The 20,270-nt window shown below is 70.7% G+C and carries 15 protein-coding genes; 10 read left to right on the forward strand and 5 right to left on the reverse strand.

What is annotated here, in order from left to right; translation table 11 throughout:
• Nucleotides 1–105: 105 nt before the first annotated feature.
• Complete coding sequence (locus tag BLU79_RS02645; protein WP_093903905.1) at nucleotides 106–1,047, reverse strand: SCO0930 family lipoprotein; 942 nt, start codon at nucleotides 1,045–1,047, stop codon at nucleotides 106–108.
• Between the two features lie 162 nt (nucleotides 1,048–1,209).
• Here BLU79_RS02645 and BLU79_RS02650 point away from each other — a divergent pair, with 162 nt between their 5' ends.
• From BLU79_RS02650 to BLU79_RS02665, 3 genes are all read left to right on the forward strand, one after another.
• Nucleotides 1,210–1,767, forward strand: coding sequence for a helix-turn-helix transcriptional regulator (locus tag BLU79_RS02650; protein ID WP_093903906.1), 558 nt, complete (start codon nucleotides 1,210–1,212; stop codon nucleotides 1,765–1,767).
• 259 nt (nucleotides 1,768–2,026) lie between these two features.
• A complete protein-coding gene (locus BLU79_RS02655; protein WP_256333133.1) occupies nucleotides 2,027–2,443 on the forward strand; it encodes a GNAT family N-acetyltransferase in 417 nt (138 codons plus the stop codon).
• A gap of 750 nt (nucleotides 2,444–3,193) precedes the next feature.
• Nucleotides 3,194–3,940 carry a hypothetical protein gene (locus BLU79_RS02665; RefSeq protein ID WP_093903909.1) on the forward strand — a complete coding sequence of 249 codons (747 nt, stop codon included), beginning with the start codon at nucleotides 3,194–3,196 and terminating at the stop codon, nucleotides 3,938–3,940.
• A gap of 13 nt (nucleotides 3,941–3,953) precedes the next feature.
• On the opposite strand, the gene BLU79_RS02670 is transcribed toward BLU79_RS02665, so the two are convergent.
• Entirely contained in the window at nucleotides 3,954–4,709 is a 756-nt protein-coding gene (locus tag BLU79_RS02670) for an SDR family NAD(P)-dependent oxidoreductase (RefSeq protein ID WP_371131796.1), read from the reverse strand.
• Nucleotides 4,710–4,869: 160 nt separating this feature from the next.
• Between BLU79_RS02670 and BLU79_RS02675 the strand changes: the two genes are divergently transcribed.
• Both BLU79_RS02675 and BLU79_RS02680 read left to right on the forward strand, forming a co-directional pair.
• A complete protein-coding gene (locus BLU79_RS02675) occupies nucleotides 4,870–5,502 on the forward strand; it encodes a TetR/AcrR family transcriptional regulator (RefSeq protein ID WP_093903911.1) in 633 nt (210 codons plus the stop codon).
• Nucleotides 5,503–5,618: 116 nt separating this feature from the next.
• Nucleotides 5,619–7,193, forward strand: a complete 1,575-nt coding sequence (locus BLU79_RS02680) for a serine/threonine-protein kinase (protein ID WP_093903912.1) — start codon at nucleotides 5,619–5,621, stop codon at nucleotides 7,191–7,193.
• A gap of 71 nt (nucleotides 7,194–7,264) precedes the next feature.
• Here BLU79_RS02680 and BLU79_RS02685 read toward each other — a convergent pair whose 3' ends face one another.
• Nucleotides 7,265–8,419: an RNA polymerase sigma factor gene (locus BLU79_RS02685; protein ID WP_093903913.1), complete on the reverse strand. Its 1,155-nt coding sequence runs from the start codon at nucleotides 8,417–8,419 to the stop codon at nucleotides 7,265–7,267.
• A 52-nt stretch (nucleotides 8,420–8,471) separates the two neighbouring features.
• On the reverse strand, nucleotides 8,472–8,879 hold the full coding sequence (locus BLU79_RS02690) for a YciI family protein (protein ID WP_093903914.1): 408 nt from the start codon (nucleotides 8,877–8,879) through the stop codon (nucleotides 8,472–8,474).
• A 274-nt stretch (nucleotides 8,880–9,153) separates the two neighbouring features.
• On the opposite strand from BLU79_RS02690, the gene BLU79_RS02695 reads away from it, so the two are divergent.
• The 3 genes from BLU79_RS02695 to BLU79_RS02705 all read left to right on the forward strand — a co-directional run bounded on the left by BLU79_RS02695 (nucleotide 9,154) and on the right by BLU79_RS02705 (nucleotide 12,591).
• Nucleotides 9,154–10,497 carry a cytochrome P450 gene (locus BLU79_RS02695; protein ID WP_093903915.1) on the forward strand — a complete coding sequence of 448 codons (1,344 nt, stop codon included), beginning with the start codon at nucleotides 9,154–9,156 and terminating at the stop codon, nucleotides 10,495–10,497.
• A 130-nt stretch (nucleotides 10,498–10,627) separates the two neighbouring features.
• Nucleotides 10,628–11,806 (forward strand): serine hydrolase domain-containing protein, encoded by a 1,179-nt coding sequence (locus tag BLU79_RS02700; RefSeq protein ID WP_093903916.1) that lies wholly within the window; start codon nucleotides 10,628–10,630, stop codon nucleotides 11,804–11,806.
• Between the two features lie 152 nt (nucleotides 11,807–11,958).
• Nucleotides 11,959–12,591 carry a DedA family protein gene (locus tag BLU79_RS02705; RefSeq protein ID WP_093904203.1) on the forward strand — a complete coding sequence of 211 codons (633 nt, stop codon included), beginning with the start codon at nucleotides 11,959–11,961 and terminating at the stop codon, nucleotides 12,589–12,591.
• A gap of 55 nt (nucleotides 12,592–12,646) precedes the next feature.
• Here BLU79_RS02705 and BLU79_RS02710 read toward each other — a convergent pair whose 3' ends face one another.
• Nucleotides 12,647–13,624, reverse strand: a complete 978-nt coding sequence (locus tag BLU79_RS02710) for an ABC transporter substrate-binding protein (RefSeq protein ID WP_093903917.1) — start codon at nucleotides 13,622–13,624, stop codon at nucleotides 12,647–12,649.
• Between the two features lie 264 nt (nucleotides 13,625–13,888).
• Here BLU79_RS02710 and BLU79_RS02715 point away from each other — a divergent pair, with 264 nt between their 5' ends.
• The gene (locus tag BLU79_RS02715) at nucleotides 13,889–18,880 is read left to right on the forward strand and encodes a family 43 glycosylhydrolase (protein ID WP_093903918.1); all 4,992 of its coding nucleotides are present in this window, start codon (nucleotides 13,889–13,891) and stop codon (nucleotides 18,878–18,880) included.
• Between the two features lie 158 nt (nucleotides 18,881–19,038).
• Nucleotides 19,039–20,265, forward strand: coding sequence for a cytochrome P450 (locus BLU79_RS02720; RefSeq protein WP_093903919.1), 1,227 nt, complete (start codon nucleotides 19,039–19,041; stop codon nucleotides 20,263–20,265).
• The last annotated feature ends 5 nt before the right edge of the window (nucleotides 20,266–20,270 follow it).

Below are 20,270 nucleotides of genomic sequence, written 5' to 3' on the forward strand. Positions count from 1 at the left end.
GGTCGCGGCGCCCATTGTCCGGGCCCACGCCGACCGCCCGCAAGCGCCCCGGGGGGGCCGCCGGCGGGCAGCTTCAGCCATGGTTCGCGCGGCCCCGGCGAGGACTCACTTGACGAGCTTGCCTTCGGGCGAGACGGCGTACCAAGTGCCGCCCACGCCCTGGCCCTTGGTGTCGCCGGGCTGGGTGTCGCCGTAGAAGGTGTAGAGCGGCCAGCAGTCGATGGTCTGCTGCTTGATGCCGTCGGGCCGGCTGAAGGTGACGAAGCCCTTCTTCAGGATGCCCTGGGTGTCGTTCTTGTCGACGGGGGCGACGACGGGCCACTTCTTCAGGCAGTCGCCGGTGCAGGCGGTCTTCATCGGCCAGGCCGAGTCCTTGACGAAGCGGTAGACGGTCATGCCGTTCTGGTCGACGACGATCTCGCCGAGCTTGGGGTCCTTGCGGGTGGACAGGCCCGGCAGGTCCGCGGCTCCCGCGCCCGCGTCCGCGCCCGTCCCGGTGCCGCTCGGCTTGGAGGCGGCGTCGCCCCTGGCGGCCTTCTTGCCGTCGGGGGCGGCGGCGAACCAGACCCCGCCCACGCCCTGGCCCTTGGCCTGGCGGGGCGCGGTGTCCTTGGCGAAGCGGTACATCGGCCAGCCGGCGACGGTGAGCTGCTGGGAGCCGTCGGAGCGATTCACCGAGCCGAGGAGCCCCGCGTCGATGCCGGTGGCGGCACCCGCCCCGTCGGCCGGGACGATGGGCCAGGCCTTGGCGCAGTCACCGTCACAGTTGGACTTCGGCGGCTCGGCGGTGTCCTTGTCGAAGCGATAGAGGGTGAAGCCCGCGCTGTCGGTGAGCACAGGGCCCAGGTCCTTGCTGTTCCACACGGTCAGCTGCCCGGCCGCGCGCGCCTGGCCGGCAACGGCCGGCTGTGCACCGGCCGGTGCGGCCGCGGTCGCAGGCGCCTTGCCCTTGTCGTCCTTGCCACCGTCCTCGGCACCGGCGCAGGCCGCCGTCGCAAGGAGGACCGCCGTCGTCGCCGCGATCGACGCACCACGCCACTTGCCCATGTCCCACTCCTGAGTTCGCTTGCCGCTCACGGCGCTTGATGCGCCCTGTCGCCCGGAGGCACGCAGGGATGGGGAGCATGGTTCGAGACCTGAGCCCAAACGCCGCTCAGAGGCTGCCCGGACGGACCAGGCCGGTCCTTTTGACCCCGGTCAGGATGGGGGGTGACCTCAAGGGTGGAGGTCCTGGACGACGCGGTTCCCGGCGGCGCCGGGCTGCCGCTCTTCGACACCCCGGTGCCGGACGACCCAGCCCTGGCCGGAGCCGTGGCCCGCCCCCACACCGCGGTCGTCGAGGACGCACCCCGATTGGCCGTCGAGGAGCGCCTCACCGCCGCGGTCCTGTACCTGAGCCGCCGTGCCGCCACCCGCCCCGCGCGTCTGCCGGAGGGGTATGGCCTGGCGGAGCCTGCCGCCATGGCACGGGCCCGCGGTCTGCTGCGTCAGCGATACGCCGAGAACATCGCCGCCGACGAGCTGGCCCGGGTGGCCGGCTGCAGTCGCTTCGCGCTGTACCGAGGCTTTCGCGCGGCCTACGGGTTCGCACCCAGCGACTACCAACGCGATCTGCGGTTGCGCCGCGCCCGTGCGCTCCTGGCCGAGGGACTGGCGCCGTCGACGGCGGCCGCCGACGTCGGCTTCGCGGACCAGGCCCATCTCACCCGCTGGTTCACCCGCACCTACGGAGTCACGCCGGCCGCGTACCGCACGGCACCGCGTTGAGGACGGCACCGCGTTGAGGACGGCGCTCGTCCGCCGCGCGTGTGCCACATCCCGGCACGGCGACTGGGCCGATCACAGCTCGGCGTCTTCTCCTGTGCCCATGGAGCGACACGACGGCCTGCCGACCACTGAGGCGCCTCCCACCGGGGGGAAGGAGAGCAATCCGTCCGTGTGGGGACCCACCCTCCACGCGGTACCCGGACCCCCTGAACCCGTCCTCGACAGCTCTTGGACGCTCCGCCCTGCCGCCGACGCCGCCATGCCCGCACGGCGGCCCGCCGGGCGTACATGGACCGTCACCCATTGCGGTGGCGGCCCCCCGTTGCTGTTGCACCTGAGCCGCGTGTCGCATCATCCCGTGCGTGCCTGCTACCCGTTCGGCGCGCACGATCTGGCCGTCGCGCTCGTCCTCCCGGGCTCGGCCCCATCCGGTGAGGACCTGGCCTCCCGGCTGCTGCGTCAGCTCGCCCCGGCCCTGTTCGCCGCCGACGCCCGGTGCCGCCGTATCGTCGCCGCACCGGACGAGCACGATGCCGTCGGCCGACGGGTCCTGGCAGCCGGCGGCTTCGGCGAGATCACCGAGGCTGAGTTGCCCGACGGCGGCGTGGTGCTGTTCGCGACCGAGCGTCCGGAGATCGCGGACCTGTCCACCGCGCTGGACGACATGCCCCACTGACCCTGCGTGCGCCGGACGGCTACGAGCACATTACGTACGCGAAGAACGCCCTGACGGACTGCTGCGCCGCCGAGGCGCCGGCGCGCCTCCTGCGCCAACTCCCCGAATCCGCATCGGCCTTGGGCAGTTCCTGCTCAGCTCGGCCCGGCACCGCGTCCGCAGCTCCCCGCTCTTCCTGAGGCGCCCGCCGGGGTGCGATCCTGGGCAGCAGCGCAGCCCGGACACCCGGACGTCCACGTCTCGTCTGCGACAGGAGGTGTTCATCCCCTGTGTCGGTATGGATGGCGTGCGTGTGGGGTCTTCTCGGGGCCAGTGCCATCGAGGCCCATCACCTGCACAGCGCCATCGGCCGGGTGAAGAACCTCCCGTGGAGAGTGCAGGGCGAGCTGCCGCTCAAGCCCTACCTGGTCGCCCTTGCGCTCAGACTCGCCCTGGGTGTGGGCATGGCCGCGGCGTTCGGGGCCTCCGGGCAGGCAGGTGGTCCGGTGGGCGTCATGGCGGTCGGAATTGCCGCACCAAAGGTCCTGGAGCAGTTGGCCGGCGGGAAGTTGGCGGGGCTCGAGATGTCGCACGCAGGCCGAGGCGTCGAGGGTACGGGGCGACCGGGCCCCGAGTCCGAACCAGGGCAGGGTGTTCCAGCGGACTCTGTGCAGTCTCCGCGGTCCGGCTCCGACTCGGCCCGCGCTCCCGAGCCTGTCCCCGATCAGCGTTCCGGGCCGGGTCCCGCCTCGGCGGAAGGAGTAGCAGGTGATGGCTGAGTCATTCATGCAACAACTCATCGCCTCGCTCGCGCGCCGCACTCCCGTCCTCGACGAGGCCGGGCCGTACGGGCTCGGCGCGTCGGAAACCGAGGAGCGGTCGCGTCGCCCGGCCAAGCCTCATCTGCTCGCCGAGGACCGGGAGGACTTCGAACGCACCCTGGACGAGGTGCTCGCCGCGGAATCCCATGGCAGGCCGGCACGCCTCGATGCCGAGCAGTTGCGCAGGATGGCGCTCGCAGCCTCCGAACTCATCGCGGCGACGGCGGCGACCGAGTATGCGCAGTACGTTGAGGTGCGCGAACGGGTCAGGAACCCGCGCGGGTCCGACGGACTTCTCACGGACGGTCCCTCGGCTGAGCAGCCGGGAGCGTCGCTGACCGCGGTCATCGCCGTCCTCGCCCCTGTGCTCTTCGGTTCCGCCGCAGTGATCTTCCTGCTTGTCGGCTTCGTGCTGGGCATGGCCAACCCGAAACCGTCCATCGCCTCCACGATGCTCACCACTGGTTGGGTCTTCGGCGCGGCCACGGCGGCAAGCCTGCTCCTCGGCATGATCGGTCTCCTGGTGGCAGCCCTGCGCAACCGCCCTTCCTACGAGGAATGGGCAACCAGGAACGAGGAGGTCGCCACCGCGAGAGACATCTGGCGGCAGGCCCTGCGCAGGCGGGGCATCGAGCCCTTCCTGCGTGAAGTGGGCCATGCGGTGAGCAGAAGCCTCGATCACGACCAGGCGCCGTAGCGTCCTCAGCCGGTCAGTCCCGAGTCAGCGACTCGGGGTGAAACTGCTCGACGCGGTCCCGCTTGGCGCACATGTCCCAGTAGTGCTCGGCGAGTTCGTCCGGGTCGGCGATCGGGAACCGCGGGCCGTCGGCCGACTCGGCCTCGATCCGGGCGGCCGCCGCCTCGCCCATCTCGCTGCGGGCGATCGCGGCCCCGATGGTCAGGGTGCCGGCGTAGACCCCGGTGCCGGCCAGCTCGGCGTTGAGGGAGTACAGGTAGTTGCGGGTGGCGGACATCACCGGACCCACGCCGCTGAGGTGGGGCAGCGGCTGGGCCGCCGAGTAGCCCTGCGTCAGCAGGAAGGCGCCGTCACCGCGCTCGGTCCACTCCGGCAGCACGGCCCGGACCACCTCGACCGGGGTGAGCAGCAGCAGCGGGAGCAGGTTCTCCAGGGTGGCCGCGTCCAGCTCCGTGGCCGCGGTGAAGCCCTGCTCGCCGCTGATCGGCCCGTACTCGACCACGTCGATACGGCCGAAGCGGTCACGGATGGCCGCGACGAGGGCGGGCACCTCGGCGGGCGCGGAGAGGTCGGCGGGGAAGGCGGCAGCCTCGATGCCCTCTCCGGCGAGCTGCTCGACGAGGGCCTCCAACCGTTCCCTGCGGCGGGCCACCAGGGCGACCCGGAATCCCTCGCGCCCGAAGCGACGGGCCACGGACACACCGAGACCGGTACCGGCACCGAAGACGGCGATCACCGGGGACATGGACGTACTCACGGACGTACTCATGGGCGTACTCCTTGCAACGGAAGTAATCTTGACCCGATGGTCAAGTTGCCCTCTCGACCGTAACACGTAACTTGACCCTTCGGTCAAGTTATTCCTGCACGGGAGTGCTCGGGAGTGCCACCATGGAGGCCGCAACGCCTGGGCCAGGAGGGACGACCGGATGCGTGCCGACGCACGACGAAACGCGGAGAAACTGCGGGCAGCCGCTGCCGAGCTCTTCCAGGAGCGCGGCCTCCAGGTGTCCCTGAAGGAGATCGCCCGCCACGCCGGCGTGAGCCACGGCACCCTCTACAACCTCTTCGGCACCCGCGAGGCGCTCATCGACGAGGTGGTGACCGACCTGGCCGCGGGGCGCCTCGCCGAGGTCGCCGAGCACGCCCTCGCCTTCGAGGACGCCTGGGAGGGATTCGCGTACTACATCGCGAAGCTCTGCGAACTGCAGGCCGCCGATCCCGCGGTCGCCGACGTGGTCAGCGGACGCTATCCCGGCGCCGAACGCCTGATGTCCCTCTGCGGCCGGGCACAGGAGACCGCCGAACGGATCATCGAGCGCGCCCACCGAGCCGGCACCCTGCGCCCGGACTTCACCGGCCAGGACCTCCTGCTCGTCCTCGGCGCCAACGCCCTGCTCGCCCGCGCCGCCGCGGACGTCGCGCCCGACGCCTGGCGCCGCGGTGTCGCCTTCCTGCTCGACGGACTGCGGACCCAGGCCGCACAGGGATCGCTGGCGGCCCAGCCGCTGACCCAGCAACAGATGCACGACGTGATGGGCAGGCTCGCCGGCACGTCGTAGCAGATGCGAGGGACCGAGCGGTTCGGTCCGGCCCTCCGTCCGGTCTCTTGACCAGGTCGGTTAATGTGCATGGCTAAGTGGCACGAAGGGGGGCAGAGCAGGCGGAGGTCAGGGCTGTGTCGGACGAAGGACGGCTGGTCGCCGGGCGCTACCGGCTCGTCGAGTGCATCGGCAGCGGTGGCATGGGCACGGTATGGCGGGCCGAGGACGAGGTGCTCGCTCGCCAGGTCGCACTCAAGCAGCTCCACGCGCAGCCGCATCTGTCCGACGGCGAGGTCGCCACGCTGTACGAGCGGACCCGCCGCGAGGCACGCAGCGCCGCCCGGGTCGTCCATCCCAACGTCATCGTCGTGCACGACGTCGTCGAGGACGACGGACGGCCCTGCGTCGTCATGGAGTACGTGCCCGCGCCCACCCTGGGCGACGTCCTCAAGAGCGGCCACACCCTGCCGCCCGAGGAGACCGCCCGCATCGGCCTCGGCATGATCGCCGCCGTCCGGGCCGCGCACGCCGCCGGTGTCCTGCACCGCGACATCAAGCCCGGCAACGTCCTGCTCGGCGAGGGAGGCCGGGTCGTCCTCACCGACTTCGGCATCGCGCTGACCGTCGGCTCCTCGACACTCACGCAGACCGGCGAGATGGTCGGCTCGATCGACTTCATGGCCCCCGAGCGGGTCCGCGGCCAGACACCCGGGCCCTCCTCCGACCTGTGGTCGCTGGGCGCGACGCTGTACCAGGCGGTCGAGGGTCGCCCGCCGTACCGCCGCGACACCGCCATGGAGACGGCGTACGCCATCGCCGTGGAGCCGCTGGATCCGATGCGGCAGGCCGGTCCGCTCGAACCGCTCATCGAGACCCTGCTGTCGAAGAACCCCGGGGACCGGCCCACGGCGGAGCAGACGGAGCGCGCTCTGCGAGCCACCTGGTCCGGTGGCCCGTCGGTCACCTCACCGGCCGCCGTTTCCGCCGTCGCCCATGCCGGGCCCGACGGCAACGCGGACGCGTCCCGGACGTCCCGGACGTCCCGGACGCGACATGCCCTGCCCGTGCCGCCGTCGGAAAGGGGCGACGGTGATCGCCGCCAGGGCGGGAAGCGGGGGCGGCGCGTCTTCGTCTCCGTGGTGTCCGTGGTGACCGTCCTGGCCGCGGCCGCCACCGCGATCGCCCTCTACACCTCCTCGCACGACGACCGGGCGACGCCGGACACCCGGGCGACCGGCAACACCGCCACCCCGTCGGCCACTCCCTCCCCCGTCCCCGACGGCTACCACCTGGTCCGCAACCGGCAGCTCGGCGTCTCCTTCCCCGTGCCGGACGGCTGGAAGCCGAAGAAGGGCCAGAGCGACGAGGTCACCTACACCGATCCGACCGGCCTGGCCGGCCTCACCATCGGCATGGTGGACCCGGCCGGCTCGCACCCCGTCGACCACTTCAAGGACATCGAGGCGAACACCAAGGCCAACTACCCGACGTACCGCAGGCTGCGCATGCAGAAGACCACCTTCAAGGAAAAGCCGGCAGCGGTGTGGGAGTTCACCTTCCAGGGCCGCGCCCGCGCCTTCCGCGCCATCGACCTCGGATACGGCACGCCGGGCGGCCGGGAGTACGACATCTACCTGTCGGCGCCGGACGCCCAGTGGGACACGTACCGTCCCGTCTTCGACGTCGTACGCGCCGGGTTCGCCGACTGACACCCTTACCGACGCCGCTCAGTGGGCCGTCAACTGCCCGGAGGGAGGCCCACCCTGCGAGCGCGCGCCCGTCAGCGACTCCCGGCATTGAGGCGGGCGTTGAGCCGCGCGGCCTGCCGGGTCAGGTGGCCGACTTCGGCGAGGTTGGGCGCCTTGCCGGCCGCCTCGGCGTACAGCCGTGCCGCTGTCGCCAAGTCGCCGTCGCGTTCATGGAGATACGCCGCCACCGCGGTGTGGCGGGGCACTGAGTCGTCCACTTCCGCGAGCGCCGCGAGCCCTGCCCGTGGTCCGTCGGCCTCGCCGACCGCGACCGCGCGGTTGAGCCGGACGACCGGGCTGTCGGTGAGGCCCGCGAGTTCGTCGTACCACTCGACGATCTGCACCCAGTCGGTCTCCTCGGCGGTGGGCGCGTCGGCGTGGAGGGCGGCGATGGCGGCCTGGGCCTGGAACTCGCCCAGCCGGTCGCGGGCGAGGGCCGCCTGCAGGATCTCGACGCCCTCGGCGATCGACGTGGTGTCCCACCGGCCCCGGTCCTGCTCGGCGAGCGGCACCAGGCTGCCGTCGGGCGCGGTCCGGGCGGCGCGCCGGGCGTGGTGGAGCAGCATGAGGGCGAGCAGCCCGGACACCTCGGGGTGGTCGATCGCGGCCGCGAGCTGCCGGGTGAGCCGGATGGCCTCGGCGGCGAGGTCGACGTCGCCGGAGTAGCCCTCGTTGAAGACCAGGTAGAGGACGCGCAGCACGGTGGCGACGTCGCCGGGCTGGTCGAACCGCACGCCGGAGACGGTGCGCTTGGCCCGGCTGATGCGCTGCGCCATGGTCGCCTCGGGCACCAGGTAGGCCTGGGCGATCTGACGGGTGGTCAGTCCGCCGACGGCGCGCAGCGTGAGGGCGACGGCGGACGACGGCGTCAACGACGGGTGGGCGCACAGGAAGTAGAGCTGGAGGGTGTCGTCCACCGCGGGGGCGGGCCCGGGTGCCGGCTCGTCGTCCACGAGGTCCTCACGCCGGCGGCGGGCGGTGTCCGCCCTGGTCGCGTCGAGGAACTTGCGCCAGGCCACGGTGACCAGCCAGCCCTTCGCATCCCGCGGAGGGTCGGCCGGCCAGACGCGGACCGCCTCGACGAGCGCGTCCTGCACGGCGTCCTCGGCCGCCGCGAAGTCGGCTCCGCGGCGGACGAGGACGGTGAGCACACCGGGCGTGAGGCTCCTCAGCAGGGCCTCGTCCATCTGAAACTCCTAAGACACCTGGGACACCCGGGACACCCGGACACCTGAGAGGTCACTCCGTGATGGTGGGCGGAGCGGTCAGGAACGGGCGCACCTCCAGCCACTCGTGGATCGGCTTCCCGCCCGCCCCGGGGGCGGCCGACAGTTCCCCGGCCAGCTCGACGGCGCGCTCGTAGCTGTCGACGTCGATCACCATCCAGCCGGCGATGAGGTCCTTGGTCTCGGCGAACGGCCCGTCGGTGACCGGCGGACGCCCCTCACCGTCGTACCGGACCCACTTCCCCTCGGGGGCGAGCGCCTGGCCGTCGACGAATTCGCCGGTCTTCTCCAGGCGGGCCGCGAAGTCGTTCATGTACTGCACGTGTGCCGAGATCTCCTCCGGGCTCCACTGGTCCATCGGCACGTCGTTGACCGCGGCCGGGGCGCCGCGGTAGTGCTTCAGCAGCAGGTACTTGGCCATCGTGATCTCTCCTCGATGCTGGTGCGACCCATTCTGGTCGCCTTCACCACGGGGACGGAGCCGGTCACGGGTTCTCGACATCGCCGTCCGAACTTTTTTTGCCCTGGACGAGGCGAGGGCGCGCGGGCGGACGGGCAAGCGCTCCATGTTCACCCATGCGCACTTCATCGTCACGCGTGTGCCTCAAGCGCCCGCAGGTGCGCTTGCATGGGCCACGTAGTTCCGGGGATGGTCGCGGGAAACGGCCCGCCACGGCACTGCGAGGTCCTCGGCAATGAAGACCGGCACCGCGCCCGCCGCTCCTGGAGCGCTCCCCCTCATCGGCCACGCGGGCCGACTGGCCCGCGACCGGTTGGGCTTCCTCGAAGACCTGCGTGCGCTGGGGCCGGTGGTGCGCATCCGGCTGGGGCGTACCCCGGTGTACGTGGTCAACTCCCCCGAACTCGTCCAGCGGATGCTGGTGGCGGGCAACGGAGGGGAGTTCGACAAGGGCGGCCCCTTCTTCGACCAGGCCGCCCAGCTCGTGGGCAACGGTCTGTCCACCGCTCCGGCCGGGCCGCACCGCCCGATGCGTGCCCTGCTGCGGCCCGTGTTCGCCCGTCACCGACTGCCCCACCACACCGAGCGGTTCCGCGACTGCGCGCTGGAGGTGTCCTCGGCCTGGCGGCCCGGGCAGGTCGTCGACGCGTATACGGAGATGAAGCGTTTCGCGGTCACCGTCCTGGCCCGGACCCTCTTCCTGGCGCCCGAGGACCGGCAGGCCGTCGAGGCCGTCCAGCGCAATGTGCCGCTCCTGCTCTCCGCCCTGGCGACCCACATGATGGTGCCCGGCAGCAACCGGCTGCCGACCCTGGAGAACCTCCGTTACGCACGGGCCGCCCGCGAGACCCGCCAGGCGGTCGGCGCGATGGTGCGGCGCCGGATGAGCGACCGCACCGACCACGGTGACCTGATGTCGGCACTGGTACCCCCCGACCACCCGGCGGCCCACACCGAGCAGGAGGTGTACGACCAGGTCATCACGTTCTTCATCGGCGGCACCGAGACCATGGCGGGCCTGCTGTCCTGGACCCTGCACCTGCTGACCGGCCACCCCCGCGAGTACGAGCGGCTGGAGGCCGAACTGTCCGCCGTGCTCGGCGACGGCCCCGTCACCCACCAGGATCTGCGCCGCCTGGAACACATGAAGCGCGTACTCAACGAGTCGCTGCGGCTGCACCCTCCCGTATGGCTGCTCAGCCGCGTCACCCTCGTCGACACCGAACTGGGCGGTCATCGGCTGCCCGCCGGCGCGGGGGTACTGTTCAGCCCCTACTCCCTCCACCGCGACCCGGCAGTGTTCGCCGAGCCGGAGCGGTTCGATCCCGACCGTTGGCTCGACGCACGAGTCGAGCGCCGCCAGCGGGAGGCGTTCCTGCCCTTCGGCGCGGGCGCTCGCCGCTGCATCGGCGACGCGTTCGGGCTCGCCGAGGCGCAGGTGGCGCTCGCGGTGCTGCTGCGCCGGTGGCGGGTACGGCCGCTGCCGGGCAGCAAGCCCGAGCCGCTGCTGCGGATGACGATGCGGCCGCAGGGCGTACGTCTGGTGCTCGACCGGCGGGCGCACAGAGCCGGGGGTTAGCCCCACCCTCGATCCGGATGGTCACCCCATCGCGTCGACCCGCACTCCGCGGACATCGTGGGTGGTACGTCGAGACAGGTTCTGTCGTCGGTCGGATCGCGGTCGTTCGGATCGCGGCAAGGGGGCACATGTGATCAAGCGCAAGCGTGCGATGGGTGTGGGTGGCTTACTGGCGTTGTCCGTGGCGGTCGGTGCCGATGTCGCGGTGGGCGCGCCGACGGCTGACGCCGCCGTCCGAACCACCCACTCCACCGACCACCCTCGGCTGCACAAGCTCCTGCACCGGCTGACCACGGTCGACGGCGGACCGGGAGCGCTCGCCGAAGTGCGGGACCGGACCGGCAGCACGGTGCTGACCAGCGGTGTCGCCGATGTGAGGAGCGGCGCGCCGGTGCGCCGGGACAGCAGGTTCCGGATCGGCAGCATGACCAAGCCGTTCGTGGCGACGGTCATGCTCCAGTTGGTGGGCGAGCGTCGCGTCGCCCTCGACGCACCGGTGGAGCGCTATCTGCCCGGCGTCGTCCGCGCGAACGGCAACGACGGGCGCGTGATCACCGTCCGTCAGCTGCTCCAGCACACCAGCGGCGTGCCCGACGTCCTCGACCATCTCAGCCCGCAGGAGATCCTCAAGGACCCGCTGGCCCACCGCGACACCCGTGACCTCGTGAACATCGCGCTCGCCCACCCTCCGACCTTCGAGCCGGGCACTGGCTGGCGCTACTCCAACACGGGATACCTGCTGGCCGGCATGATCATCGAGAAGGTGACCGGCCACTCGTACGCCGAGGAGATCCGCCGCCGCATCATCACGCCGCTCGGCCTGCGGGACACCTACCTGCCAGGGGACGACCCTGCGATACCGGGACCGCACCCGCGCGGGTACGCACGGCCTGGCGAGGACGCACCGCTCCTCGACATCACCGCCATCAACCCGTCGGTCGGCGGCGCGAGCGGCGAGATGATCTCCAGCGGCACCGACCTCAACCGGTTCCTGGACGCGCTCGTACGCGGCAAGCTGCTGCGCCCGGCCCAGCTCCGGGAGATGACGAGGACCCGGCCGACGGGCAACGCGGACGGCCGGGCGTACGGCCTCGGCCTGGAGAGCAGGCCGCTGCCCTGCGGCGGCCTCTACTGGGGGCACACCGGGGACTTCCCCGGGTACGAGACGGCGGGCGGTGCCACGATCGACGGCATGCAGGCGACGGTCATGGTGAACCTCGGCCCGGGCGGCTCGGACGCGCAGAGCGACGACATGAAGGCCGCCGTCCAAGCGGCGCTGTGCGAGAGCCACCCCTCGGCCTCCCAGTAGCGCCTGCCCCTACGGCCTGACCGCCGGGACAGGCGCCCGCGCCGCGCGCACGCGATGCTTGATGAGGGGCGACCGACGAGGACGGCCGGGAGGTGATGGCGGTGATCACCAGCCCGATGATCACCACCGGCCCGGCGAGCACCGTCAACCCGGTGATCGCCGTCAACCCGATGGACGGCGCCTCGGTGCTCGCGACCTTCGGTGCCCTCGGTGTCCTCGTGGTGATCTTCGCCGAGTCGGGTCTGCTCGTGTTCGGCTTCTTCCTGCCCGGCGACACCCTGCTCTTCCCGGCCGGTGTGCTGTGCGCGGGGACCGCCGAGCAGGCGCCACGGCTGGTGCTGTGGCAGGTGCTGCTGTGCGCCGCCGTCGGCGCCGTGGCAGGGGGCCAGGTCGGATTCCTGCTCGGGCGGCACGGCGGGCGGGCCCTGCTGGCCCGCACCGACAGACGTCGCATACGGGAGACGGCGGCCCGGTCGGAGAAACTCCTGGCCCGGTACGGCTACGGCAAGGCCCTGGTGATCGGCCGCTTCATCCCGATGGTGCGGACGGTCCTGCACCCGGCCGCCGGTGCGCTCGGCGTGCCCACGCGGACCTTCACGATCTGGCAGATCGTCGGCGGCCTGCTCTGGTCGCAGAGTCTCGTCCTGGCCGGATACGCCCTCGGGGCCTCCGTCCCCGACATCGACGACTACCTGTTGGCCCTGGTCGCCGCCGTCGTCGCGGTTTCGCTGCTGCCCCTGCTTCCTGTGCTGACCGAGTCACGCCGCGCGCGGCGCGATCGCTGACCGGTCACGATCGCTGAACCGTCGCGATCACTGAACCGTCGCGATCACTGACCCCTCAGGAGAACAGCGCCTCGACATCCGGTTCCTTCCCACCGAAGATCCCGTCCTTCTCCCCCAGCGAGGCCAGCTTCTCCAGCGATGCCATGTCGACCTGAGCCGGCCAGCTGGGGAGCGTCAGGTCGTCGATGACGTCGTCGCTGATCTTGGTGTAGGTGGTGAGGATCCGGCGTGCCTCGTCGGGGTGTTCGGAGGCGTACCGCAGCGATTCCGTCATCGCCTCGGTGAACTTCTTCACCAGTGAGGGGTTCTCCTGCGCGAGCTTCGTGGAGGTGAAGTACGTCGCCACGGTGAGCTTCGGGTCGGTCTCGGCGAACGGCGACGCGACCACACGGGCGCCCTGCCCCTCGGCGATCGTCATCGCCGGCTCACCCATCCACGCGGCGTCCACGCGCCCGCCGTCGAGGGCGGCCGGCATCTGGTCGAACGGTATCTCCACGAACTCGACCTCGGACGGGTCGCCCCCGTCCCTGCGCACCGACTCACGGACGACCGTGTCGCCGATGTTCTGCAGGGTGTTCACCGCGACGGTCCGCCCGGCGAGGTCCTTGGCCGACTTGACCGGGCTGTCCTTCCTGACCGCCACGCCCGTCACATCGCCGCCCACCTTGCCGTTGGAGGCAGCCCCGTTGACCACGGACTTCACGGGAACGCCCTTGGTCCGGGCGATCATCAGCGAGGTCGTGTTGCTGAAGCCGAACTGGTACTGCCCGCTCACCACCCCGGGAATGATCGCCGCGCCTCCCTGGGCGGCGACCATCTCCAGATCGAGGCCCCGGCTGCTGAAGAACCCCTGTTTCTCCCCCAGATAGAGCGGCGCCACATCGACGATCGGGACGACGCCGACCGTGACCCGGGTCGCCCCGTTGCCGTTCGCGGGCGAGGCGGCACCGCTCCCGGAGTCCGACGATCCGCAGCCCGCGACGCCGGCGATGGTCACGGCCGCGAGGGCAAGCCCGAGTGTGCGCCGTCGCATGGGCTCCTCCAGAAGCACTTGGAGAACTCGAACAAGACGTTGTGCAGATTGCTGACGCCAGAAACGTACTGGCCCAGCTAAGCGCTGTCAGTCCTCCGGACCGAAGTAACCAATTTCACGTCCGTTCGACCAGTCGGACATTGTTCGAAACCTCTTGACGCTGTGCCACACCCCGATTGACACTCTCGCAACACGACGTCACACAGCCGAAACGGCAGGGTGCCCATGGCCGAGGCCCCGCCATGCCTCAGCAGGGAACTCGACATGCCGTACATCGCACACGTCCGTGTCCGCGCGAGACGTCTGGCGAGCCAACTCGCCGGGCTGACCGCCGCGTCGCTGTTGCTGGGACTCGCCGCACCCGCGCTCCCCGCACAGGCCGCCGATCAGGCCGGAGCAGCCGAGGTCACCGACGGTCTCGCCCTCTGGTACAAGCTCGACGCCGCTTCCGGCAGCACCGTCGCCGACGCCTCGGGCAACGGCCGCGACGCCACGGTGAACGGCACCGCCGACTGGTCCGGCACCGGTCAAGGGCTCGCCTTCAACGGCTCGGACACCTACATCAAGGTGCCGAACGACGTCATGAAGGGCATGGACGCGATCACCGTATCGATGGACGTGCAGATCGACTCCGCGCAGAGCACGCCGTACTTCGTCTACGGCTTCGGCAACACCAGCGGCGGCAACGGGAACGGCTACCTCTTCACGACCGGCAACTCCTTCCGGACGTCCATCGCGACCGGCAACTGGTCGACGGAGCAGACCACCAGGCCCGCCGACTCCCACAACCTCACCCGCTCGGTCTGGAAGCACCTCACCTACACCCAGACCGGCACAACGGGCGTGCTGTACGAGGACGGCGTCGAGGTCGGCCGCAACACCTCGGTCACCACCACCCCCGGCGCCATCGGCTCCGGCACCACCACCGCCAACTACATAGGCAAGTCGGTCTACTCCGGCGACAAGCTCTTCAAGGGCCGCATCCGCGACTTCCGGGTCTACGACCGTGCCCTCGCCGACTCCGAGGTCGAGCAGCTCTCCCTCCCCGTCGCCACGCAGGGCGTCACCGACGACAAGGCAGCGCTGAGCCTCGGTGACACCGGCGCCGTCACGGCCGACCTCGACCTGCCGAAGACCGGCACGGCCGGCGGCTCCTCGATCAGCTGGGCGAGCGACGCCCCGTCGGTCGTCTCGGACACCGGCGAGGTCACGCGCCCCGCCGCCGGTGAGCCCGACGCGCACGCCACGCTCACGGCGACCCTGAGGAAGGGCACCGTGACCGACACCAAGACCTTCGAGGTCACGGTGCTCCCCGACTTCGACGACCGGACCGCCACCGAACAGGCCGCCGAGGCCCTCACGGTCCGCAACCTCGACGACGTACGCGGCAACCTGACCCTCCCGGCGGCCGGTACCTACGGCACGAAGGTCACCTGGTCCTCCGCGAACTCGGACGTCATCTCCTCCGACGGCCTGGTCCACCGCCCCGCACACGGCAGCGGCGCCACCACCGTCGAGCTGACCGCCACCGTCACCAAGGGCGAGGCGAGCCAGACCCGCGCCTTCACCGCGAAGGTGCCCGAACTGCCGAAGCACGAGGCCCTCAAGGGCTATATGTTCAGCTACTTCACCGGCGAGGGCACGGCCGACGGCGAGCAGCTCTACGCCGCCCTCAGCAAGGGCAACGACCCGTTGAAGTGGCGGGAGTTGAACGACGGCAAGCCCGTCCTGACGTCCACGCTCGGTGAGAAGGGCCTGCGCGACCCGTTCATCATCCGCTCCCCGGAGGGCGACAAGTTCTACCAGATCGCCACCGACCTGAGGATCTACGGCAACGGCGACTGGGACGCCTCCCAGCGCACCGGCAGCAAGTCCATCATGGTCTGGGAGTCCACCGACCTCGTCCACTGGACCAACCAGCGGCTGGTCAAGGTCTCCCCGGACAGCGCGGGCAACACCTGGGCGCCGGAGGCGTTCTACGACGCCCAGCGCGGTGAGTACGTCGTCTTCTGGGCGTCGAAGCTGTACGACAACGAGGCGCACTCGGGCGACACCTACAACCGCATGATGTACGCGACGACCCGCGACTTCTACACGTTCAGCGAGCCCAAGGTCTGGATCGACCGCGGCTACTCGGTCATCGACTCCACGGTGATCCAGCACGACGGAACGTACTTCCGCCTCTCCAAGGACGAGCGGAACAACTCCTCCTCCACGCCCAACAGCAAGTTCATCTTCGAGGAGAAGAGCGACTCCCTCCTCGACCTGTCCTGGGACGCGGTGGCCGAGGGCATCGGCAAGGGCGCGATGAACGCGGCCGAGGGTCCGCTGGTGTTCAAGTCGAACACCGAGGACAAGTGGTACGCGTTCCTCGACGAGTTCGGTGGCCGCGGCTACATCCCGTTCGAGACGACCGACCTCGCCTCCGGCACCTGGACCCCGTCCACCGGCTACGACCTCCCGGCCAAGCCCCGCCACGGCACCGTGCTCCCGGTCACCCAGGCCGAGTACGACCGGCTGCTGCGCGCCTACCAGCCGGACCAGCTGGTGGAGGGCGTCGAGGACATCTCCGTGAAGACCGGCATCGGACAGGCCCCCGTCCTGCCGGCCACCGTGATCGCCACCTACGGCGACGGCGTCAAGCGGCCGGTCGCGGTGACCTGGGAGGACATCCCCGAGTCGAAGTACGCGCAGGCCGGCACCTTCACGGTGACGGGCAGCCTGCCGGACGGCGCCGCGCTCCCGGTCCGCGCCGAGGTCACCGTCTCGGAGGACGGCGCCGACGTCCCCGCCGACCTGCTCGTGCACTACGACTTCGACGAGACGGGCGGCAACATCGCCCGTGACTCCAGCGGGCACGGCTACCACGGCACCTACGTCCGTACGCCCGAATTCGGCACCGGGGTCGACGGCGGCTCGTTCAAGATGTCCGGCGGGTCGAGCTCCTCGACCACCTCGCCGTACGTCCGTATCCCGAACGGTATCCTGAAGAACGCCGACAGCGTCACCATCTCGACGTACGCCAAGTGGAAGGGCGGCGACAGCTTCCAGTGGCTGTTCGGGCTCGGCCCCGACAGTGACAAGTACCTCTTCGCCACTCCCTCCAACGGCGGCTCCAGCCTGTACTCGGCGATCACGAAGGCGAGTTGGTCGGCGGAGTCGAAGCTGACGGCCGGCTCGCAGCTCACGCCGGGCGAGTGGCGGCACGTCACCGTCACCCTCGACGGCCCGACGGGCGCGATGGTCCTCTACGTGGACGGCATCGAGGCGGCCCGTACGACGACCACCATCAAGCCGTCCGAGCTGTACGACGCGAACAAGGACTACAGCGGCTACATCGGCCGGTCCCTGTACGCGGCCGACCCGTACTTCGGCGGCGAGGTCGACGACTTCCGCGTCTACGACCGGGCCCTCACGGCCGCCGAGGTCATGGAGCTCAGCGGCAACACCGCGGGCATCGCGAAGGCGACGCATCCCTCGCTGAAGGTGGACGCGCTCATCGACAACGCGGACAGCAGGATCACGCTGCCGATGAAGGAGGGCACCGATCTCACCGCCCTCGCTCCGGAGTTCACGCTCGCCCACGGCGCGGCGATCAGCCCGGCCTCCGGCAGCGTGCAGGACTTCAGAGAGCCGGTGACGTACGAGGTGACCGGCTCCGACGGCACGAAGCGCAACTGGACAGTCTCGGCGCTCGTGATGAGGAGCCCGGTGCTGCCGGGCCTCAACGCCGACCCGAACATCGTCCGCTTCGGCGACACCTACTACCTGTACCCGACGACCGACGGCTTCGAGGGCTGGAGCGGCACGCAGTTCAAGGCTTACTCCTCCACCGACCTGGTCCACTGGAAGGACCACGGCGTCATCCTCGACCTGGGTCCGGACGTCTCCTGGGCGGACAGCAGGGCCTGGGCGCCGACGATCGCCGAGAAGGACGGGAAGTACTACTTCTACTTCTGCGCCGACGCCAACATCGGTGTCGCGGTGTCCGACTCGCCCACGGGCCCGTTCAAGGACGCGCTCGACCAACCACTACTGAGGGCGGGCCAGTTCAGCGGCCAGATGATCGACCCGGCGGTGTTCACGGACGACGACGGCACGTCGTACCTCTACTGGGGCAACGGCCGCGCGTACGTCGCCCCGCTGAACTCCGACATGACGTCCATCGACACCTCGAAGGTCAAGGACATCACCCCGAGCGGCTACAACGAGGGCACCTTCGTCATCAAGCGCAAGGGCACCTACTACTTCATGTGGTCGGAGAACGACACCCGGGACGAGAACTACCGGGTCGCCTACGCCACCGGCCCCTCGCCCACCGGCCCGTGGACCAAGCACGGCGTGATCCTGGAGAAGGACCTCCCCCTCGGTATCAAGGGCCCCGGCCACCACTCGGTGGTCCACGTCCCGAAGACCGACGAGTGGTACATCGCCTACCACCGGTTCGCGATCCCCGGCGGTGACGGCACCCACCGTGAAACGACCCTCGACAAGCTGGAGTTCGACGCGGACGGGCTGCTCAAGAAGGTCGTCCCGACCCTGACGGGCATCGACCCGATCGTCAACCGAACCCCGGCGATCACCTCCGCCACGGGTCCGGAGTCCCCGGTGCCGGCCGGCCACCGCACCACCGTCACGGCCGAGTTCCGGGACGCCGACGTCGGCGACACCCACACCTGCCGAATCGACTGGAAGGACGGCACCGACCCGACGGCGGGCACGGTCGACGGCACCACCTGCCGAGCCGAGCACACCTACACCAGGCCCGGCATCCTCCGCCCGGTCCTCACGGTCACCGACAACGACGACGCCTCGGACCGCACGACACTCCCCGAGCTGATCGTCTACGACCGGGCAGCCGGACCCGCCCTCGGTACGGGCCTGTTCACCTCCCCGGCCGGGGCCTACCCGGCCAGGCCCGCCCTGACCGGCAAGGCCGCCTTCGCCTTCGCCGCCGCCTACGGCAAGGGAGCCACGGCCCCCACGGGCAAGGCCTCCCTGGACTTCGGGCCGGCCAAGCTGAAGTTCCGCTCCACCGGCTCCGACTGGCTCGTGGTCACCGGCACCAAGGCCGTGTACCAGGGCTCCGGCACGGTGAACGGCAGCGGCGGCTTCGGCTTCCGGATCACCGCGACCGACGGACCGGACAGCTTCCGTATCAAGATCTGGAAGAAGTCCACCGGTGATGTCGTCTACGACAACGTCAGTGGCGCGAAGACCACGGGCGTCGTCGAGATCGGCGGCATCCGGCGCTGACCCCCACCGTGCCCCGGCCCGGCCCCGCGACCTGCGGACCGGCCCGGGGCACACGTGCGTGCCCGGCCCTGAAACCGCTCTGAAACCGCGCCAAAGCCGGCCCCCCGCAGGCTCTGAAGCACGAACTCCGACGCTTCACCGCCAGAAGGGCACACGGCATGACGGCCACCCCCCTGCACCTCACCCCCGAGCTCGTCGAGGACCCCGTCCGCGGCTACGCCGACCTGCGCTCCCGCCCCGACCTCGGCCACGCGGTCCTGCCCGGCCTGGACACCCCCGTACGGCTGATCACCCGCTACGAGGACGTACGCGCCGCACTCACCGAGCCGCGCCTGATCCGGGACCGTACCTCCGTCCCCGGCGGCTCCGACATGCCGGACCCGCAGGCCGAGTTGCTGGCCCAGGGCTTCGAGGGCCTCCCGGAGGAGTACCTCCCCTATCTCTCCGGTCATCTGTCCCTGTTCGACGGCGACGAGCACACCCGGCGCCGCAACCCGCTCACCCGCGCCTTCACCGCCCGCCGTGTGTCCGCGCTGCGGCCCTTCGTGGAGAAGACCGCCCGGGACTTGATCTCCGGTCTCGGCGAGCGCGAACAGGCCGATCTGCTGGGCGAGTTCGCCTACCCGCTGAGCACGGCCGTGATCTGCGAGCTGGTCGGGGTCGACGCCGGGGACCAGGAGCGGGTCTGCGGGTGGATCCGGGACTTCGCGTACGGCGACGGCAGCGGGATCGTCGAGGGGCTGGCCGGAATCGTGGAGTACACAAAGGACCTGGTGGCCCGGCGCCGCGCCGAACCGGCCGACGACCTGGTGTCCGCGCTGCTGGCGGACGGCGGAATGAGCGACGACGAGATCGTCACCATGTTCTTCCTGCTCATCAACACCGGCATCACTCCGCCCGCCCTGTTCCTCGCCCACGGCGCGCTCGCTCTCCTCGACCACCCCGAGCAGGTCGAGCTGCTGCGCGCCGAGCCGGAGCTGCTGGCCCGCGCGGTTCCCGAACTCCTGCGGTTCGTCACGCTGGTGCGCATCGGCGCCACCCTGTACGCCACCGAGGACTTCGAGTTCGCCGGTACGCCGCTGAAGAAGGGCGAGGCCGTGGCGGTCGCGCTGTTCGGCGCCGACCACGATCCCGAGGCGTACGAAACGCCCGAACGGCTCGACATCACCCGGGAGTTCGGGCGCGGTGACGGCCATCTCGCCTTCGGGCACGGTCCGCACTACTGCATCGGGGCGGCGCTGGGCCGTGTGGTGACGGGCGTGGTGTTGGAGGAGCTCTTCGTCCGGCGGACGGCGCCCCTCCTGGCCGTGGACCGGGCCGACGTCCGGTTCGGACACTGGCCCGGCGACGGCTTCCACCTGCTGAGCCTGCCGGTGCGGCTCTGACCGAG

The sequence above is a fragment of the Streptomyces sp. cf386 genome (assembly GCF_900103585.1).
Classification (GTDB): Bacteria; Actinomycetota; Actinomycetes; order Streptomycetales; family Streptomycetaceae; genus Streptomyces.

What these genes read in the sequence shown, in the direction of transcription:
- BLU79_RS02645 (WP_093903905.1), bottom strand. Translation starts at nt 1,047, where the DNA reads ATGGGCAAGTGGCGTGGTGCGTCGATCGCGGCGACGACGGCGGTCCTC.
- BLU79_RS02655 (WP_256333133.1), top strand. Translation starts at nt 2,027, where the DNA reads ATGCCCGCACGGCGGCCCGCCGGGCGTACATGGACCGTCACCCATTGC.
- BLU79_RS02665 (WP_093903909.1), top strand. Translation starts at nt 3,194, where the DNA reads ATGGCTGAGTCATTCATGCAACAACTCATCGCCTCGCTCGCGCGCCGC.
- BLU79_RS02670 (WP_371131796.1), bottom strand. Translation starts at nt 4,709, where the DNA reads ATGAGTACGTCCGTGAGTACGTCCATGTCCCCGGTGATCGCCGTCTTC.
- BLU79_RS02675 (WP_093903911.1), top strand. Translation starts at nt 4,870, where the DNA reads ATGCGTGCCGACGCACGACGAAACGCGGAGAAACTGCGGGCAGCCGCT.
- BLU79_RS02685 (WP_093903913.1), bottom strand. Translation starts at nt 8,419, where the DNA reads ATGGACGAGGCCCTGCTGAGGAGCCTCACGCCCGGTGTGCTCACCGTC.
- BLU79_RS02690 (WP_093903914.1), bottom strand. Translation starts at nt 8,879, where the DNA reads ATGGCCAAGTACCTGCTGCTGAAGCACTACCGCGGCGCCCCGGCCGCG.
- BLU79_RS02695 (WP_093903915.1), top strand. Translation starts at nt 9,154, where the DNA reads ATGAAGACCGGCACCGCGCCCGCCGCTCCTGGAGCGCTCCCCCTCATC.
- BLU79_RS02710 (WP_093903917.1), bottom strand. Translation starts at nt 13,624, where the DNA reads ATGCGACGGCGCACACTCGGGCTTGCCCTCGCGGCCGTGACCATCGCC.
- BLU79_RS02715 (WP_093903918.1), top strand. Translation starts at nt 13,889, where the DNA reads ATGCCGTACATCGCACACGTCCGTGTCCGCGCGAGACGTCTGGCGAGC.
- BLU79_RS02720 (WP_093903919.1), top strand. Translation starts at nt 19,039, where the DNA reads ATGACGGCCACCCCCCTGCACCTCACCCCCGAGCTCGTCGAGGACCCC.